The sequence below is a fragment of the Ktedonobacteraceae bacterium genome, assembly GCA_035653615.1.
Classification (GTDB): domain Bacteria; phylum Chloroflexota; class Ktedonobacteria; order Ktedonobacterales; family Ktedonobacteraceae; genus DASRBN01.
Genome location: DASRBN010000030.1, coordinates 226679 through 241640 on the forward strand (window position 1 = coordinate 226679; position 14962 = coordinate 241640).

Consider the following 14962-nt stretch of genomic DNA (forward strand, 5'->3'; position numbering starts at 1 on the left):
GAGCTGCGTCTATCTATTGTCTATCATTTTTTGCTCTGCTATACTCTTGTTCTATAGAGTATAGTGTACCAAACGCATACATGGGAGCATGACACATGGAGGACAAACAGTATTCTATGGTCTCGTTTGCGTTCAAGAATGAGAATGGCTGGATTCCCCCTCACATTGAGGAGCCGTTTGAGGAGGAAGATGAGAACACGCGGGGTTTTATTCCCACGGTAGAGGAGCATTGCCCAAGATGCAAGAGTTCTTGCCTCGAACCATATACCACAAAGGATGGGCTGAACATCCTTCATTGCAAAGGATGCGATTCATTACTCTGCCCAAGGTGTACCAGTCTTTTGTCTGACTCTCATGCTGATGATGGACGTAAGGTGCTTCGTTGTCCAAAATGTGGAATACTCTCGTAGGGTACATCACAACGCTTCTACAAAAGAAAAAATGGTATCTGGCATACCTCGGACTTTTCTTGCTCGTCTGCCTCGGGCTGCTGCTCTGGTATCGATGGAAACAAAAAGAAGAGGGGCAGGCTTCTGTATGGAGGAGGCGAAGGATGGATAGCAACATGCCTGTGCAGGGACGCAGCATAGCACTCTATGGATTATGGAATCGATCCCCTCTTCTCCCGGAGCATTTGCTGCGGTCTGCTGATGTATGGGAGAGACATCGCTCCCTGGGCCTCTGGTATGCGACCCACCTTGTCTGGCTGCCAGATCGACAGGGAAACAGTCAGCACTGGCTAACGGCAACAGAAATCCTTGATGCATTCAACATCTTGCTTAAGCGCCTCAACGAGCTTGAAGCAGCCAACAGGCAGGACCCTCCAACCGGAACAACGCCCCCTTGCCTGGTCTATCGTATTTTCGTGCTAGAGGAAGTGAAAGCGCAGAAGCTCCATCTATACCGGTTTCATCCATTCTGGCAAGGAAAGCAGATGAAACAGGCGGAATTCGATGTGCAGGAGGCTTTTGTGGAGGAGTTACAGCGTCAATTTGGTCTTGTAGGAGAAGACCCGCAAACGGGCTGGGCCGCCAATCGCTTCACTCACTTTGATCGCTACAATCGACGCAAGGGCTGGCTCGTCGTTCACCCCCAATGCGCCCTGGTCGCGGGAGTGGGTGCTACAGAGGCGCGCACGCTTGCCAGCCTGATTCATAGGCGGGACATCGACTGCGTAGGCAAGCAAAAAGGCATTCTTGCTGATCGCTATGAGGATGCCCTGGGACGTATTGCCACGTGGAATAGCACCCAAGACATCGCTGAGACCGTGAGCCAGCTTGAAGACCTCGTTGAAAGCGGAAAACGAACGGTTGATGGACAATTTTTCATCAGCATTGCACTGGCGACGATTGGTGTGCTTCTGGCTCTCTTTGCCTATCCTCACCTCAATCCCTGGCAGGTAGCAGGATTGATCCTGCTGGCCGGAGCAACGGGAGCCTTCTGGCTGCATACACGGTACAAAACCCGGTTCTGGATATGGTCTGGTCTATTGCTGATTCTTGCTGCTCTGGTCGCTGTTTTTGCATCTGCTTCGGTGCTCTCATGGTATCAATCCTTCTTGCAGTTTATACAGGCTCATTTCTAGCGATGATAGGTTTCAGATTGGAGATGCATGAGAATGGATGTGCTTGAGCTGTCGATCACCCTTACTTCACCTCCATCAGATGCACCCGCCAACTGCCTTGCCAGTCTGGTTCTCTCCTGCGAAACACTGGAACTCTCATGCGAGGGTATCTTTCTGCCTGACCCACTGACACGGCAGGAACGTAATGACTTACGCTGGTACCTGGAAGAATACTGGTTGTGGCCCTATGAGGGGTTTGCTCAACGAGGCAAGGAGGTCGAGGCACTGCTTACTGATGTAGGAAAGCGGATGTATCGCATCGTTTTTGGTAGCACACAGGCACTGAGTGTTTTGCAAGCCTGCTGCTCCCAGCCCGACCAGCCACTCCAGATCAGCATTGTCAGTGATATTCCCTCGGCCCTGAGCCTTCCCTGGGAACTGCTCCATGATGAAGAATACTTCCTTACGCTGCGCCATCGTCATCCTATCTCAATTGTGCGCCGTTTGCCTCTCAGCAAACAGTCCGAACGCGAGACGACGTTTACCCCACCCTTGCGTATTCTTCTGATCACGGCCCAGCCTGAAGGAACCGGCTTTGTCGATCCACGCAGTATTGCCCGCGAACTTTTAGATGAACTGGGCGGCCAGATCGAAGCGGGAGTAATTGAACTGGAGTTTCTTCGCCCTCCAACATTGTCGGCCCTTCAGACTCGCCTCAAAAAGCGGAGGAGGCCAATTCATATCCTGCATTTTGATGGTCACGGCACCTTCGGGTTGGGTACAGTCAAGCAAGGCATGCTCGCCTTCGAGGATCAAGAGGGACAGCTTGACCCGGTGACTGCTGAGGCGCTGGCAACAGTTTTACGAGACAGTGGTGTGCGACTCGTTGTTCTGACTGCTTGTCAAAGTGCAATGAGTTCTGAAGAAGATCTTTTCAGCAGTATAGCGGCTCAGTTAGTCAGTTGTGGAATTGATGCGGTGGTTGCCATGAGCGCGAATGTGCTGGTCACAAGCGCCACCCGCTACGCGGAAGCCTTTTATCATGCGCTCGCCGCAGGTATCTCCGTTTCAATGGCCCACGAGCAAGCTCGGCAGGCTCTCCACGACGACCCACGCCGTCACTTTCATCACCGACGGCGAGATGAGGAGGGGATGCCGGTAGAGTTGAGGGATTGGTGGATGCCGCATCTCTACCTGCAACATCCTGTTTTACTCCAACCAGACCGCCCGGTGCAAAGGCGTAAAAGGTTGCGAACCTCTTCCTCCTTATCTCGTATGAACGAGGACATGCCTGGCGAACCTCGTTATGGTTTTTCCGGGCGCGCCCGCGAACTCTTGAGGTTGGAACGCTGGCTCTTGCAGGGCAAGGTAGTGCTTCTTTCGGGCTTTGGCGGGATTGGCAAAACATCTCTTGCGCGTGAAACTGCTTCCTGGCTTACCCACACAAAGATGTATGATGCCGCGTGCTTTGTGTCTTTTGAACACGGTGGAGATGCCGCTCTGCTGTTGAGCGCCCTGGGTCACTTCCTGGGCGTGTATGATAGTTCCTACGACCCCAATGAGATCAAAACAGCTTTTGCTCGTCTAGAAACCGCCTTCAAGAAGAAACGTACACTGATTATTGCCGATAACCTGGAGAGTATCCTACCTGAAGGAGAGGCTCCTCTCGAACCAGAACTACGCAGCCAGTTACGGAGCCTCATTCTCGCACTTGCGAAGATGGGAGCTGGAGTGCTGCTGACCAGCCGCGATGGCACCTTTACAAAAGAAGCAGCGCCTGGTTCTCAGGTTGCCCATCTCTCGCTACAAGGGTTACGCCCTCACGACGCTTATATACTTGCCACTCATCTGTTACATAGATTGGGTATAGATCCACTTCGCGCTCCGTACACTGAATTGCGCAATCTCTTATCCCAGCTTGATCATCATCCACTCGCCATCCAGCTTGTACTCCCCACATTACGCGATATGCCAATCTCAGTGATCCGCACGGAATTTAGCATGTTGCTGCCAAAATTTCTTGATGAGGGAGAGACAGGGCATAACCGCTCTTTGTTGGCTTCGCTAGACTACTCATTGCGAAGGTTGAGCGAAGAGCAGCGCGGCCTCCTGCCACAACTTGTACTCTTTGTAGGTGGAGCAATTGAAGACAATCTTCTAGCAATTACCCGGATTCCAGAAGACGCATGGGCAAAATTGCGCCAGGCGCTTGAACAGTCGGCATTGCTGAGAGTAAAGCGGGTGCATCGAGATAGCTCTGTCGTGTTCTTACAATTTCATCCTGTCCTCATGCCATTCCTCCGCCGGGGGCTTGAAATAGTAGATGCCACTTTATTTGGACGATACATGCAGCGATACTATGATCAGGCCCGTTTCCTGTATACGGAAGATAAGAGCTCTCCTGAGGCTGTCAGAGTACAGGTTCTGTATGAACTGCCTAACTTCCGCCAAACCCTGGATTTTCTCCTGCAAACAGAGGAGTGGGAAGCGGCCTCCTACCTGTCTATATGCCTGACCGAATTCCTGGAAAAATTGGGGTTCTGGCGAGAGCGGACTGAACTGCGCAGAAAAGTTGTGGCGGCCCTCGCCACAGAAACACAAGAGAACCCGCTACTGACAGAAGCAGAATGGCTCTATGAGAGCGGGCGAGGTGATGACGAGTATCAAAATGGAGATATACTGGCCGCTCTTGCGAGATTTCAATCACTCCTTGTACGGATTGAGGCCTTGTCGGAGGATGTGCCTTTCGGTCGAAATTCTTACCAACACTGTGTCACCCTCCATCGACTGGCTCGCTGCTTCAAAACGAATCAGCAACCAGATGTTGCCGAAGAAAAGCTAAACAAGGCATTGACTATCATCGATGCCTTAATAAGCAGACAGCCTGATTACAGGCTCTATCTTCGTCAGAAGAGTTTGCTTCTGGGAGAGATGGGTGATATCGCTCTTCTTCAGGGACACTATCCGCAGGCGCGAGAAGCATACGAGGCAGCTCTGGCAATCGTTACTCCACTGAGAGACACACATGCCCAAGCCGTCCTCATGGGACAACTGGGAATACTGGCAAGCGAGCAAAGGCGCTATGCCGAGGCACGATTACACCTGGCGACTGCACAAGAGATCTTTCATACACTCAACGAACCGGGTACAGAAGCAAATATCTGGTACCAACTGGGTCGCGTAGCAGAAGAACAGGATGAATGGGACGAGGCTAGGCGATGCTATCGCGAAAGCCTCTCCTTAGACGAGCAGCTGGGAAATCTGACAGGGGTAGTGAACACCTGCAATCAACTCGCCCTCGTTGCCCACTATGCAGATCGACCGACCGAAGCCGAAAGCTGGTATAAGCGGGCGATGGAACTCGAAGAACAGATGCGCTCCAGCGATCATTTGTATGCAACCCTTCTGAATAATCTGGCCAACCTTTTATTGAGCGAGGTATGGGAAAGGCGAGCCCCTTTATCGCGGCTTGCTGAAGCCAGAGCGTATGCAGAGCGAGCACTCGCCCTTGAGGAAGGTTTCAGCAACTCCTCGGAAGTATGGACGACTCTGTACATTCTTGCGGTAATTGCCTCCATGGAAGGTCAAGTAGAGAAGGCACAGGCCTATCATCGCCGTGAGCGAGAGGCATTTGCCGCTTTCCCAGGTAACCGCTACCATATTGAGCGTCAGCTCGGTTCCCTGATCGCTGCTGTTGCAACAGCAATGGACAATCCAGATATGCGAGCAGTAGTAGAAGAGGCGCTGCAGCGGATTGAAGCAAAGGGCTGGCATATTACTACTGCTGTACATCGTATCTGGGAGGGCGAGCGAGATTGGCATCTTTTAGCTGAGGGGTTAGACAGACAAGATGCACTGGTGGTACTACGTATACTGGAGACGTTAACATCATCCGCTGGCCCACAACCTGTTGGAGAGCAGGATAAAGTGTAGAAAGAAAGCTTAGACATGTCTCATGAACGACTGGACGAGACCTCTTCTTCAGAACCTTTTGTGCTTGATCAGCTAGTATTACAATTAGAAAGACTGAGGCAATCGAACGGCGTTCCGGCTTATATCTCTCTGTTACAGCAGATACTTCAGCTTCTCGCGCGCGAGGATGATCCGTCCTTGTGGGCAGCCCTACAATTTGCACTTGGGAATGCCTTGTATGAGAGCCAGGAAGGAGATAGGAAAGTTCTGCTTAGCGAGGCTATAAGTTGCTATGATGCAGTTCTTACCGTCTATACTCCTGGGCTTAACGTGGCCAACTATATTGCCGTACAACAGTACAAGAGAAGTACTCTCAGCGATTTAGCAAAGTTGCAGGAAGGCCTGGAGGGCCTGGAAACGCTCCAATCAATTGTTGCTTGTTGCGATACTATCCTTGTGCTATGTACTCGTGAGATGGCTCCAACCAACTGGGCTGTAGCGCACTATCATAAAGCCGCAGCACTCGCTGAAATTGCCGAGGGGTTGAGAGGAGGAGAACGTTTCAAGCTGCTAGAAGATTCTTGTTCTTGTTATGATGCCGCCCTCACAGTCTATACTCGTCAAAACAACCCTATTGAGTGGGCTACTGCAGAAAACGGCAAAGGAACAGTTCTCTATAGGATTGCTCAATCAGGTGAAGGAAAGAATCAGCTGGCCCTCTTCCATGAAGCCATCGCCTGCTACGACAATGCTCTCCAGGTCTTTGATATTGAAGGTAGCAGGCTGTATCATGCCGCTGTGCAGCATAATAAAGGCACCATCTTACTTGATCTTGCAGAGACCGTAGAAGGCCCTTCCAAGCGCGAACTAGTGCAGCAGGCGCTTGTGTGCTTTGAAGATGCTCTCGCCTTCTATCACCGGCACAATGATAGTACTACAGTGCCACTTAGGGCGGAAACGTGGTAGACTGCTTCGGAAGGGTGAAGCAGATGACCACAGAAGAATGACATGACGAACACGAAGCGAACGAACTCAACATAGCGCAAGCAGGGGTCGAAGTGCTGGCTGAAGTCCACGAGCGCATTGGGCCGCGCTTTGGACGAGCCGAGGTGCGAAGCCGGGTGCATCGCTTTTTGCAAGGCTTATTGGCACCTCTCGAGCGCAAGAACGGCTGGCAGCTAGCAGAAGACTTGGGAGAACACGGTCCACGTGGCGTACAACGGTTGCTGGGGGAGGCGGACTGGGATGAGGATGCGGTACGCGATGACCTGCGAGCTTACGTGATCGAGCATCTGGGTGAGCCGCATGGCATGCTGGTGCTCGATGAGACGGGCTTCATCAAAAAGGGCAAGAAATCGGCCGGGGTAGCGCAGCAGTACAGTGGGACGGCCGGGCGGCGTGAGAACAGCCAGATCGGCGTCTTTCTGCTGTATGCTTCCGATGCTGGAGCCGCTTTTGTGGACCGGGAGTTGTACCTGCCGGAAGAATGGACGAGCGACCGGGTGCGCTGCCAGGAAGCGGGGATTGCTGAAGAGGTGGGATTTGCTAGCAAAGGAGAGTTGGCGCAACGCATGCTGGCGCGGGCCTTTGCGGCTGGGATGCCAGTGCAGTGGGTGGGAGGTGACACCGTCTACGGCTACGATGAGATGCGTAGTTGGTTAGAGGAGCAGGGACGCAACTACGTGCTGGCCGTGCCCGAGACGCACGCCATCTGGATAGCCGGGCAGTCCCAGCCGCTCGGGCTGGTGGCGGCCCTCCTGCCTCCAGAGGCCTGGACAGTGCTCTCCGCCGGAGAGGGCCGCCAGGGGCCACGCCTGTACGAGTGGGCCTGGCTTGCGCTGTCGGGGGAAGACGAGGCCCACTCGCAAGGTCGTGGGGCGTGGTTGCTGATCCGACGCAACCTCTCCGACCCAGGCAAGCGCGCCTACTATCGCGTCAGTGGGCCAGGCTCCACGATACTTGAGGAGGCCGTGCGGGTCGCAGGAGGTCGTTGGAGCATCGAAGAGGGGTTGGAAGAGGCCAAAGGCGAGGTGGGACTGGATCAGTATGAAGTGCGCGGCTATCGCGCCTGGTATCGCCACATCACCCTGGCCTTGCTCGCCCATGCGATCCTGGTGGTGACGCGGGCCCAGGAAAAAAAACGGGAAGAGACGAGCAGGCCGTTGAACTGAGTGTGCCGGAGTTGCGTCGCTTGCTGCATCTGCTCGGGGAGTCCGAGGAGCAACAAGCCAGGCATCTCTGGTGGTCGCGCTTCCGACGCCGACATCAAGCGGGAGCCAAACGAGCTCATATGGCTTGGCGAGCCGCCCAACGTCCGGTCGCTGCTCTCCAGCCCTCGTCTGCTCAGCAGGTGATGGGGCTGAGGCCACTCAGCGATGAGCAATGAGAGGGGCTGCAACCCCTGTTCGCGGTTCCACCGCACACTCCTGGACGCCATGAGGCGGATTATCGGCTGATCGTCGAAGGCATCCTGTGGCTCATACGCACTGGCTCGGCCTGGCGTAGTCTGTCGACGCGCTTCGGGGCGTGGTCCAAGGTCCTCTACTAGTAGCGGCCAGGGAAAGCGGATGGCCGATGGGCACGAGTCCTCCAGGCCTTGCAAGGTCAGGAGGTTCCTCTCCGCTCATCGGCTTGAGGAAGTGTCACTGTAGTACTAGAGCCTGTTAGTAATTCAAGCTCAAAAGGTGGTAAAATGAAGGATGACTCCATCACGAAACCCCTATACGACCGATGTGAGCGACGAAGAATGGGCCCTCGTTGCTCCTTACTTGATGTTGTTGCCCGAAGATGCGGGGCAACGCCCGCATGGTCTACGCGAAGTGTTTCATGGCTTGCGCTGGATTGTACGAGCAGGTGCGCGCCTCTCGTATGATGCCCAATGATTTGCCACCCTGGTACGTTGTCTATCAACAATCGAGAGCGCTCGGTTGGCCGCCGGCCGCTTTACTGCTCTGGTTGCTGATCTGCGCTTATTGCTGCGAGAAGCCAAAGGGCGCAATCGGCAGTGATCGCGCGGCCAACTTTGAGAGTCGAACCTTGCAATCGACGCCGCGACCCGTGGCAACTATGCGGGTTATGATGGAGCCAAGAGACGCAAAGGCAGTAAAGTGCATGCAGCCGTCGATACGCTGGGCAACCTGCCTCGCGTCTATTGGTGACTCCTGCCAATGAGCAAGACCGTGCTCAAGTGGGTGAGCTTGCCCAAGCGGTTCAAGAGGCCACCGAACATTCGGTCGAAATTGCCTTCGTCGATGCTGGCTACACGGGTGATGCTCCGGCTGAGGTAGCCAAAGAACACAGGATCCGACTGGAGGTCGTCAAACTTCCAGAGGCGAAACGAGGCTTTGTCCCGGCTTTCGCTACGATGGGTGGTCGAGCGCTTGCACGCGTGGATCAATCGCCCTCGGCACTTATTGGTGCGTTGGGAGAAACTGGATTTCACCTATCAAGCCTTCTGACATCTGGCCTGTGCCTTCATCTGTTTTCAGCACTGTGATCGCTTGCGTTCTCTTCAGGTTACCGGCTAAGCTTTTAAGGGGTATATGGCGGCGCCCCTGTTGGCCGATACTCTAGAAGCAGGACGCGCCCATCAAGAACCCTGGATGAGAGCAAGTCGAAGCCGGTGTCTGGCAATCCTTCAAAGATCGCCTCAAGGCCGGTTTGCGGCAGAACCAGGGGGCAGACGACGAGTTTGAGGCGGTCCACCAGGCCAGCCGCGAGCAGTTGCCGGACCAGCGACAGACTGCCCAGGGTCCGCAACTCGGGACCGTCAGTGCGCTTGAGTTGGCGCACAAAGCCCACCACGTCATCGCGGACGATTGTCAGACCCGGCCAGTCTGTCGCCTCTAAGAAGCGCGAGAACAGCCAGCCCGGCGTTGTGGTCGTCCGTTGCCATCCTTCGTCCCGCACTTCGGCCGGGAGTCCCTCCAGAGCTTCGTAGGTCCGACGTCCGATGAGCATCCGATGCGGAAACGCCGTGTTGGTCTTGATCCAGTCGGCAAAATCGGGACCAAAATAGCCATAATAAGCAGGTGAACGCTGCCCTCGGGCAAAGCCGTCGAGACTGAGGATGAGTTCACACACAAGATCTGGCATGTGTTTCCTCCATAGCAGTATAACCATGCACGAGTCGACCAGCGACCTTGGCATTCAACAGTACAGAGCGGAGCCATTCATCCGCCACCTGGTTGCGTTTCGATGCCTAAAACCTTCTTCGGAAACTGAAAGTGTTTGGTTTTCCTCTCAGTAAATCACATGGTTTCCGAAGAAGCTCTTAGGGGATGAGAATGTTAGGAATTGATCTATTTTATTTCACCTCACTGGCGAGAATGTAATCTTCATCTTCACGTGGAGGTTGCCAATACATCAGATACGTATCCAACATTTCTCGGCTAATCTGAAACGAGTCTTTCGTGAGCGTATTGTTTCTTCCCACAACCCTTTCTCGTATCGTTTCTATCGGCGTCTCAACATAGTACAGTACCGCCTGAGCACCAACTGTAGTTGTTCTTCTTCTCATCTCATCTCGTTGTTCTTTTGCCCAAAATCCCTCGTCAATAATGACATCAATACCTTTCTCAGCAAGATAGAATGCAAAATCCCTTGATAACCCGATGATCTTAGTATCCCATTCCGCATATCCATCGATTGTGGGATCGTTTCCAATTAAACTGATTGACCACTCATCCTTCGTGATTCTTACTGCACCAGTTTTTTCTTCTAGCTTCTTGGCAAAAGTAGTTTTTCCAGCACCGATAAATCCACAAATGAGATAAACGATAGGTTTTCTTTTCATAAGCGTTATTATACCAGATTCTCAATCAAATGAAGCAACTACGCACAGGCGTTGAGGCTCATTGAGGCTAAAAAATATGTGCTCCCTGACCAGGCTTCGAAATTGAATCACTAACAGACTCTTGCCTTTTTTCTGTTGTAATGCGGGCCAGTTTCATCAAATTTACGTTTTGCTGTCAACCCAGCTTTATGGTCTTTGGTGTACAAAACAAAGCCGCCTGGGAACTGCCTTCCCAGGCGGCATGAGTGGTGGAGATGGGGGAGAGTCGAACCCACTTTACTGCCTCAAATTGGTGTTTTTGGGTATTCTTGGTTGTTCTCTTACCTCTTCTCTCCTGGCTTCACTGCTATTTCATGTTGCCGTTGTTCGTTCGTATTCGTTGGCGTTGCTACATCGTTGCTACATGTAGCAATGGCATTGCAAGCTGCCGAAAGGGGACTCAACCTTTCTTGTCTTCTGCCATCCGTCTTGTGTTACCCTGTGCTTGAAAAGCCGCTTTCTTGTCTATATTGTACCATTATTTTCGCTGCGTGTTGTCGGTGTTGCTGCCTGTTGCTCCGCCCAATCTATGATGCTTGTGTTTGTTTCCATACTCTTCCAACCTTTCGCTCTCTTGTCACAGATTTTCCCACAGGCTGATCAGAACACGGGCTTCGATACCGGCGAGCTGTGCTATTTCATCCCGGCCATCCATGCTAGTTACTTTTACGTGTACCTGGACAGGACTGATACCCAATCCCTCAGCAATGTTGTGCTGCATCTCTGGTAAGCGTTTTTTCATGCGCGGCTGCTCTCCGCACAGAACCGTCACGTCAACAGTTCCTATGAAAAGTTGTCTGGCTTCAATCAGGCGACGGCGCATTTCAGGTAGATAATCGATTGATCGAACCCCCGTTTCGCCAACATCGGGAAACCAATCATCAATATCACCAGTATTGGTGGCTCCGGCTAAGGCCATGACAATGGCATGAGAGACTACGTCTCCGTCGCTTCTCTTCGTGTTTGGTCCCTTGGGGAAGTTCTCAAAAGGTACGCCTGCCAGCACCAGCGTTCGGCCCTCGGCAAACGCGTGAAAGTCTGAAGCAAAAGCCAAGCGCTGCTTCTTTGCTAATGTAAGGGCTATTTCCCGTACTAATTCATCTCTTGTGGTTTTATCGATGGTTGTCATTTGCTTGCCTCCTCATCAATGTCGTATGTATAAGTGAATTCGTGTAAAGCGGCATTCGCCACAATATGACGATACCCGTGTCAGTTCTTGTGATTTTGCTCGACCCGCCGAAGAAAGTCTCTGACTGCCTGTATGTAGCGTTCTGTCTCCTCAAGATGTGGCATATGGGCGCTCTGCTCGAAGATGACTATTTCTGACTGAGGAATCAGGCGATGGTACCAGGCTGTCGTCTCTGGGGTGGCTTCGTCATAGCGACCACATGTGAAGAGGGTAGGGTTGGCTATTTCAGTCAGGTGAGGAGTGCAATCATAATCTAAGAGGTTTCCCGTCATATAAAACTCGGTCGGCCCCCACATGGTGTTGTAAACCATGGTTCCTTCACCGGCGAATGTTCGTTCCAAGGGTTCTGGCCAGGGATGAAGACGACAAAGATAGCGTTGGTAGAATTCCATTGCTGCTTCTTGATAGTGTTCGGAATCAGTCGTGCCGTCGCTTTCATGCTCCTGAAAAACTCTCTGTACTTCAAGAGGGAGGCTCTGCCTGTAGTGTTCCATGTCTTGAAGCCAACGAGGAATAGAAAGCGCGGGACTGGCAAGAATAAGACCTCGAATTCCCTCTGGTTGAGTAAGAATATAATCAACCGCTAACATGCTCCCCCAGGAGTGTCCAAAAAGGTGAATTTGATCGAGATCGAGCGCTTTTCGGATTTGGCTTAGCTCTTCAACAAAGCGCTTCCGTTGCCAAAGGCTAATGTTATCTGGCCTCTCTGACTTGCCGCAGCCTAACTGATCGTAGAAGATGACAGGCCGCTCATCTGCTAGTTGTTCGAGTGGTTCAAGGTAATCGTGAGGAGACCCTGGACCGCCGTGAAGTGTGAGAAGTGGAATACCATTCCCTGGATTCACGATTTTGTACCAGACAAGCCCGCCAGTTACTTGAACGTATCCTTCTTGTATATGATTGATTTGTTCTAGCATGAGTTCTCCCGACTTTGTGTGTGCAGTTACGATGTACTTGCTTCTCGTTCCTTCAAACAGTCCTGGTACGCTTTTATGAGCTTTGATGGGTTCATTTGCAGTGGGTCAAGTTCAAAAGCCTTATGCCCTATATCATATCTCGGCGCAAAAAACAGGTGCTTGATGAGGTTCCATCCTTCATCGGTTTCTGCATAGGCGTAGACTTTGGTGATCCTGATTTTTGGGTATTGCTCACACCAAAAATTGAGAACACTATTGATAAGCGTTCTGAGAGCTGTGTGATGTTCTGATTTGATGACGATTGCATTGACGTAGACGGTATACGCCTTATTCTCTTCATAGGTAAAAATATGATCTGTTCGGATATCTCGCTCATGCATCTCACGGCGGAGCAATTTGAAAATTGTTTCTTCCGCCATAGGAATCATGGTGACATATCCCCATATATCCTTTCTATCCTCGGCGTTATAGAGGACGCGGCACATATAAGGGTTCTTTTTCCACCAGGTGTGCGTGATCGTCAGGTCTACCGCTTCATCGATTCCAAACATCTCATAGTCCAGGGCAAGCAAATAGGGAAGATCGCCTGCTTGAACCCAATCGGTTTTGCCCTGCTCTTCTTTTTTTGTGCGGATGGCTTCTACTCGACGTTTTCTTTTCAGGCGATGAAACTCTATGACTTTGCGAATGTCCTCTAAATTGTAGAGCGCATCTCTTTGTCTCCCCTGTGGCAAAGATTTCCTGATGCGGCCTTCTCTTGCATGGCGGTAGAAAGTGTTTTCTGAAATTCCTCCTTCTGTGTAAAGCCTGATTCCTTCTTCTGAATCAACCCATTTTTCTTGCATGCTATTGCTTTCCTCTGTAGGTGACTTTCATTTATGACAGTTATTGTAACATGGTTGCTTTCAATTGACAAAAGTTGTTATTTCATCTTGACATTAGAAACCGTTGTTAGTTATAATATTATATGATAGTTAATAAAAGTTATTTGTTAGTTATCGCTAGTTATGTTTCCATGATGGTGATCTGGGCCAGGTACACGCAGAACATGAAGCGGTTGTGAAGGCGAAGTAAGCAACAGAGCTTCCTGTTCGGTACTCAATGACAAAGGGTAAATATGTCGGGTGTGTTCCGACTCCTTTCATATCCTACAAACGCGCCTTTCTGAGTAACTACGGAGACTATGTTGGCGGAGAACAGGTAGGACACTTGAGTAGAGAGTTCCGAGCCGCATAGGAGAGAGTGCAATTGTGCGTAGCCGTTCGGGAGAACGCTAGGCCGTGTGTCGCGTGACTTGTCTCCGCGATGCATGTACAGATGAGGGAAGGGAGTAGGAACCCGCGAACCGGCCAATGCCAGGGAAGGAGGGTAGCACATGGCGCTGTCTGGTTTTGTGGGAGCATCGTTCAACCACTCACGGTTGATCCTGCCTGCTCTCGTTCCAACGAGGGAGGGCTGAGCCGGTGAGCCCTTTCATTGGCTTGTGTTGTTCGGTGGTGTGTCTTTGTTGTGCGTTCTTCGTAGTGCTCTGTGTAAAGTCGTCGTTTAAACGCGCATTTTGTGAGGTGTGCCATGGAACAACCGGAACTCGTCGTGTATCGGGAAGCGTGGCTACAAGGGGCGGCTGCCTTTCTGATGGACTACCTGGTCGAGCGAGACTTACCACGTGTGGAGGTACGGGTCTCGTGTGGCTGGCCGGTGCGCGGTGGTGTGAGTCGGCGCAGGACGGTCATCGGGCAGTGCTTTCCTCCCACGGCAAGCCGGGACGGCAAGCCTCAAATCTTCATTTCTCCCCTGCTCTCCGACAGTCTTGATGTGCTTGGGGTGCTGTTGCATGAACTGATTCATGCCTGTTTTGGCTGCCGCTTCGGCCATGGCAAGGAGTTCTCGCAGGCGGCGCGGCGTGCTGGCCTGGCCGGTCCTCCCACGGCTACCACGGTGGGTGATGCCCTGCGTCCGGTGCTGGTTGCCTATGTCCAGCAGGTTGGCTCCTATCCGCATGCGGCGATTACGGTCAAGCCGAAAGAGAAGGTGGGCAGTCGGCTGCGCTTGTACCAGTGCAGTTGTGAGCCTGCCGTCAAAGTGCGCGTTGCCAGTGACCGCTTTCAAGCGCGGTGCTTGGTCTGTGGTGTGCTCTTTGAGCAGGTCATCAAGGACGAGTAGACAGGGAGGAATGAACGATGTCGAGTCTCTGCCAACAACTTGGGCATCAGTGGGTCCCTACTCTGTCGGTGGGGTGGTTTCGCTGTAGCCGTTCAGGCTGTGATGTCTTCGGCATCTGCGTCCAGTGCGTTACTCGCCTGCCTCAACAGGCGCTGCGGATGTGTTGCCTGAGATATCGCTAAAGAGGAGGTGTGATGTATCGTTTGCCGTCGTATTGGAAGACCTTGGCGTTGGTGCTGTTGGTGCTCGTGCTGGTGTGGGTGCTGCTCAATGTCCAGTATGGCAGCCTGCCCCCGTTTCGTCTTCCCTTGTAGTCATGCGTTCTGCCTCTGAAAAGTCACTGTTTAAACGCTCACTTTTTAAAGAGGTGTCTGACACTTGGA

At 52.3% G+C, this 14962-nt stretch carries 12 protein-coding genes and 1 pseudogene; 8 read left to right on the forward strand and 5 right to left on the reverse strand.

Features of this window, described 5'->3' with window-relative positions; genetic code table 11:
- Nucleotides 1-553 precede the first annotated feature (553 nt).
- The 7 genes and pseudogenes from VFA09_15990 to VFA09_16020 all read left to right on the forward strand — a co-directional run bounded on the left by VFA09_15990 (nt 554) and on the right by VFA09_16020 (nt 8934).
- Complete coding sequence (locus VFA09_15990; protein ID HZU68780.1) at nt 554-1585, forward strand: hypothetical protein; 1032 nt, start codon at nt 554-556, stop codon at nt 1583-1585.
- 33 nt (nt 1586-1618) lie between these two features.
- On the forward strand, nt 1619-5497 hold the full coding sequence (locus VFA09_15995) for a CHAT domain-containing protein (GenBank protein ID HZU68781.1): 3879 nt from the start codon (nt 1619-1621) through the stop codon (nt 5495-5497).
- A gap of 15 nt (nt 5498-5512) precedes the next feature.
- Nucleotides 5513-6442 (forward strand): hypothetical protein, encoded by a 930-nt coding sequence (locus VFA09_16000; protein ID HZU68782.1) that lies wholly within the window; start codon nt 5513-5515, stop codon nt 6440-6442.
- A 71-nt stretch (nt 6443-6513) separates the two neighbouring features.
- Nucleotides 6514-7647, forward strand: a complete 1134-nt coding sequence (locus tag VFA09_16005; GenBank protein ID HZU68783.1) for an IS701 family transposase — start codon at nt 6514-6516, stop codon at nt 7645-7647.
- A gap of 528 nt (nt 7648-8175) precedes the next feature.
- Complete coding sequence (locus tag VFA09_16010) at nt 8176-8358, forward strand: transposase (protein HZU68784.1); 183 nt, start codon at nt 8176-8178, stop codon at nt 8356-8358.
- Nucleotides 8345-8647, forward strand: coding sequence for a hypothetical protein (locus tag VFA09_16015; GenBank protein ID HZU68785.1), 303 nt, complete (start codon nt 8345-8347; stop codon nt 8645-8647). Before VFA09_16010 ends, VFA09_16015 begins: the two co-directional genes overlap by 14 nt.
- Nucleotides 8648-8838: 191 nt before the next feature.
- Nucleotides 8839-8934: pseudogene (locus tag VFA09_16020) on the forward strand (IS5/IS1182 family transposase).
- A gap of 73 nt (nt 8935-9007) precedes the next feature.
- On the opposite strand, the gene VFA09_16025 reads toward VFA09_16020, so the two are convergent.
- From VFA09_16025 to VFA09_16045, 5 genes are all read right to left on the reverse strand, one after another.
- Complete coding sequence (locus VFA09_16025) at nt 9008-9436, reverse strand: dihydrofolate reductase family protein (protein ID HZU68786.1); 429 nt, start codon at nt 9434-9436, stop codon at nt 9008-9010.
- A gap of 346 nt (nt 9437-9782) precedes the next feature.
- Nucleotides 9783-10271 (reverse strand): ATP-binding protein, encoded by a 489-nt coding sequence (locus VFA09_16030; GenBank protein ID HZU68787.1) that lies wholly within the window; start codon nt 10269-10271, stop codon nt 9783-9785.
- A 616-nt stretch (nt 10272-10887) separates the two neighbouring features.
- A complete protein-coding gene (locus VFA09_16035) occupies nt 10888-11439 on the reverse strand; it encodes a 2-C-methyl-D-erythritol 2,4-cyclodiphosphate synthase (GenBank protein HZU68788.1) in 552 nt (183 codons plus the stop codon).
- A gap of 80 nt (nt 11440-11519) precedes the next feature.
- On the reverse strand, nt 11520-12416 hold the full coding sequence (locus tag VFA09_16040) for a proline iminopeptidase-family hydrolase (protein HZU68789.1): 897 nt from the start codon (nt 12414-12416) through the stop codon (nt 11520-11522).
- Nucleotides 12417-12442: 26 nt separating this feature from the next.
- Nucleotides 12443-13261: a hypothetical protein gene (locus tag VFA09_16045; protein HZU68790.1), complete on the reverse strand. Its 819-nt coding sequence runs from the start codon at nt 13259-13261 to the stop codon at nt 12443-12445.
- 727 nt (nt 13262-13988) lie between these two features.
- On the opposite strand from VFA09_16045, the gene VFA09_16050 reads away from it, so the two are divergent.
- On the forward strand, nt 13989-14579 hold the full coding sequence (locus VFA09_16050) for a hypothetical protein (protein ID HZU68791.1): 591 nt from the start codon (nt 13989-13991) through the stop codon (nt 14577-14579).
- Nucleotides 14580-14962 lie beyond the last annotated feature (383 nt).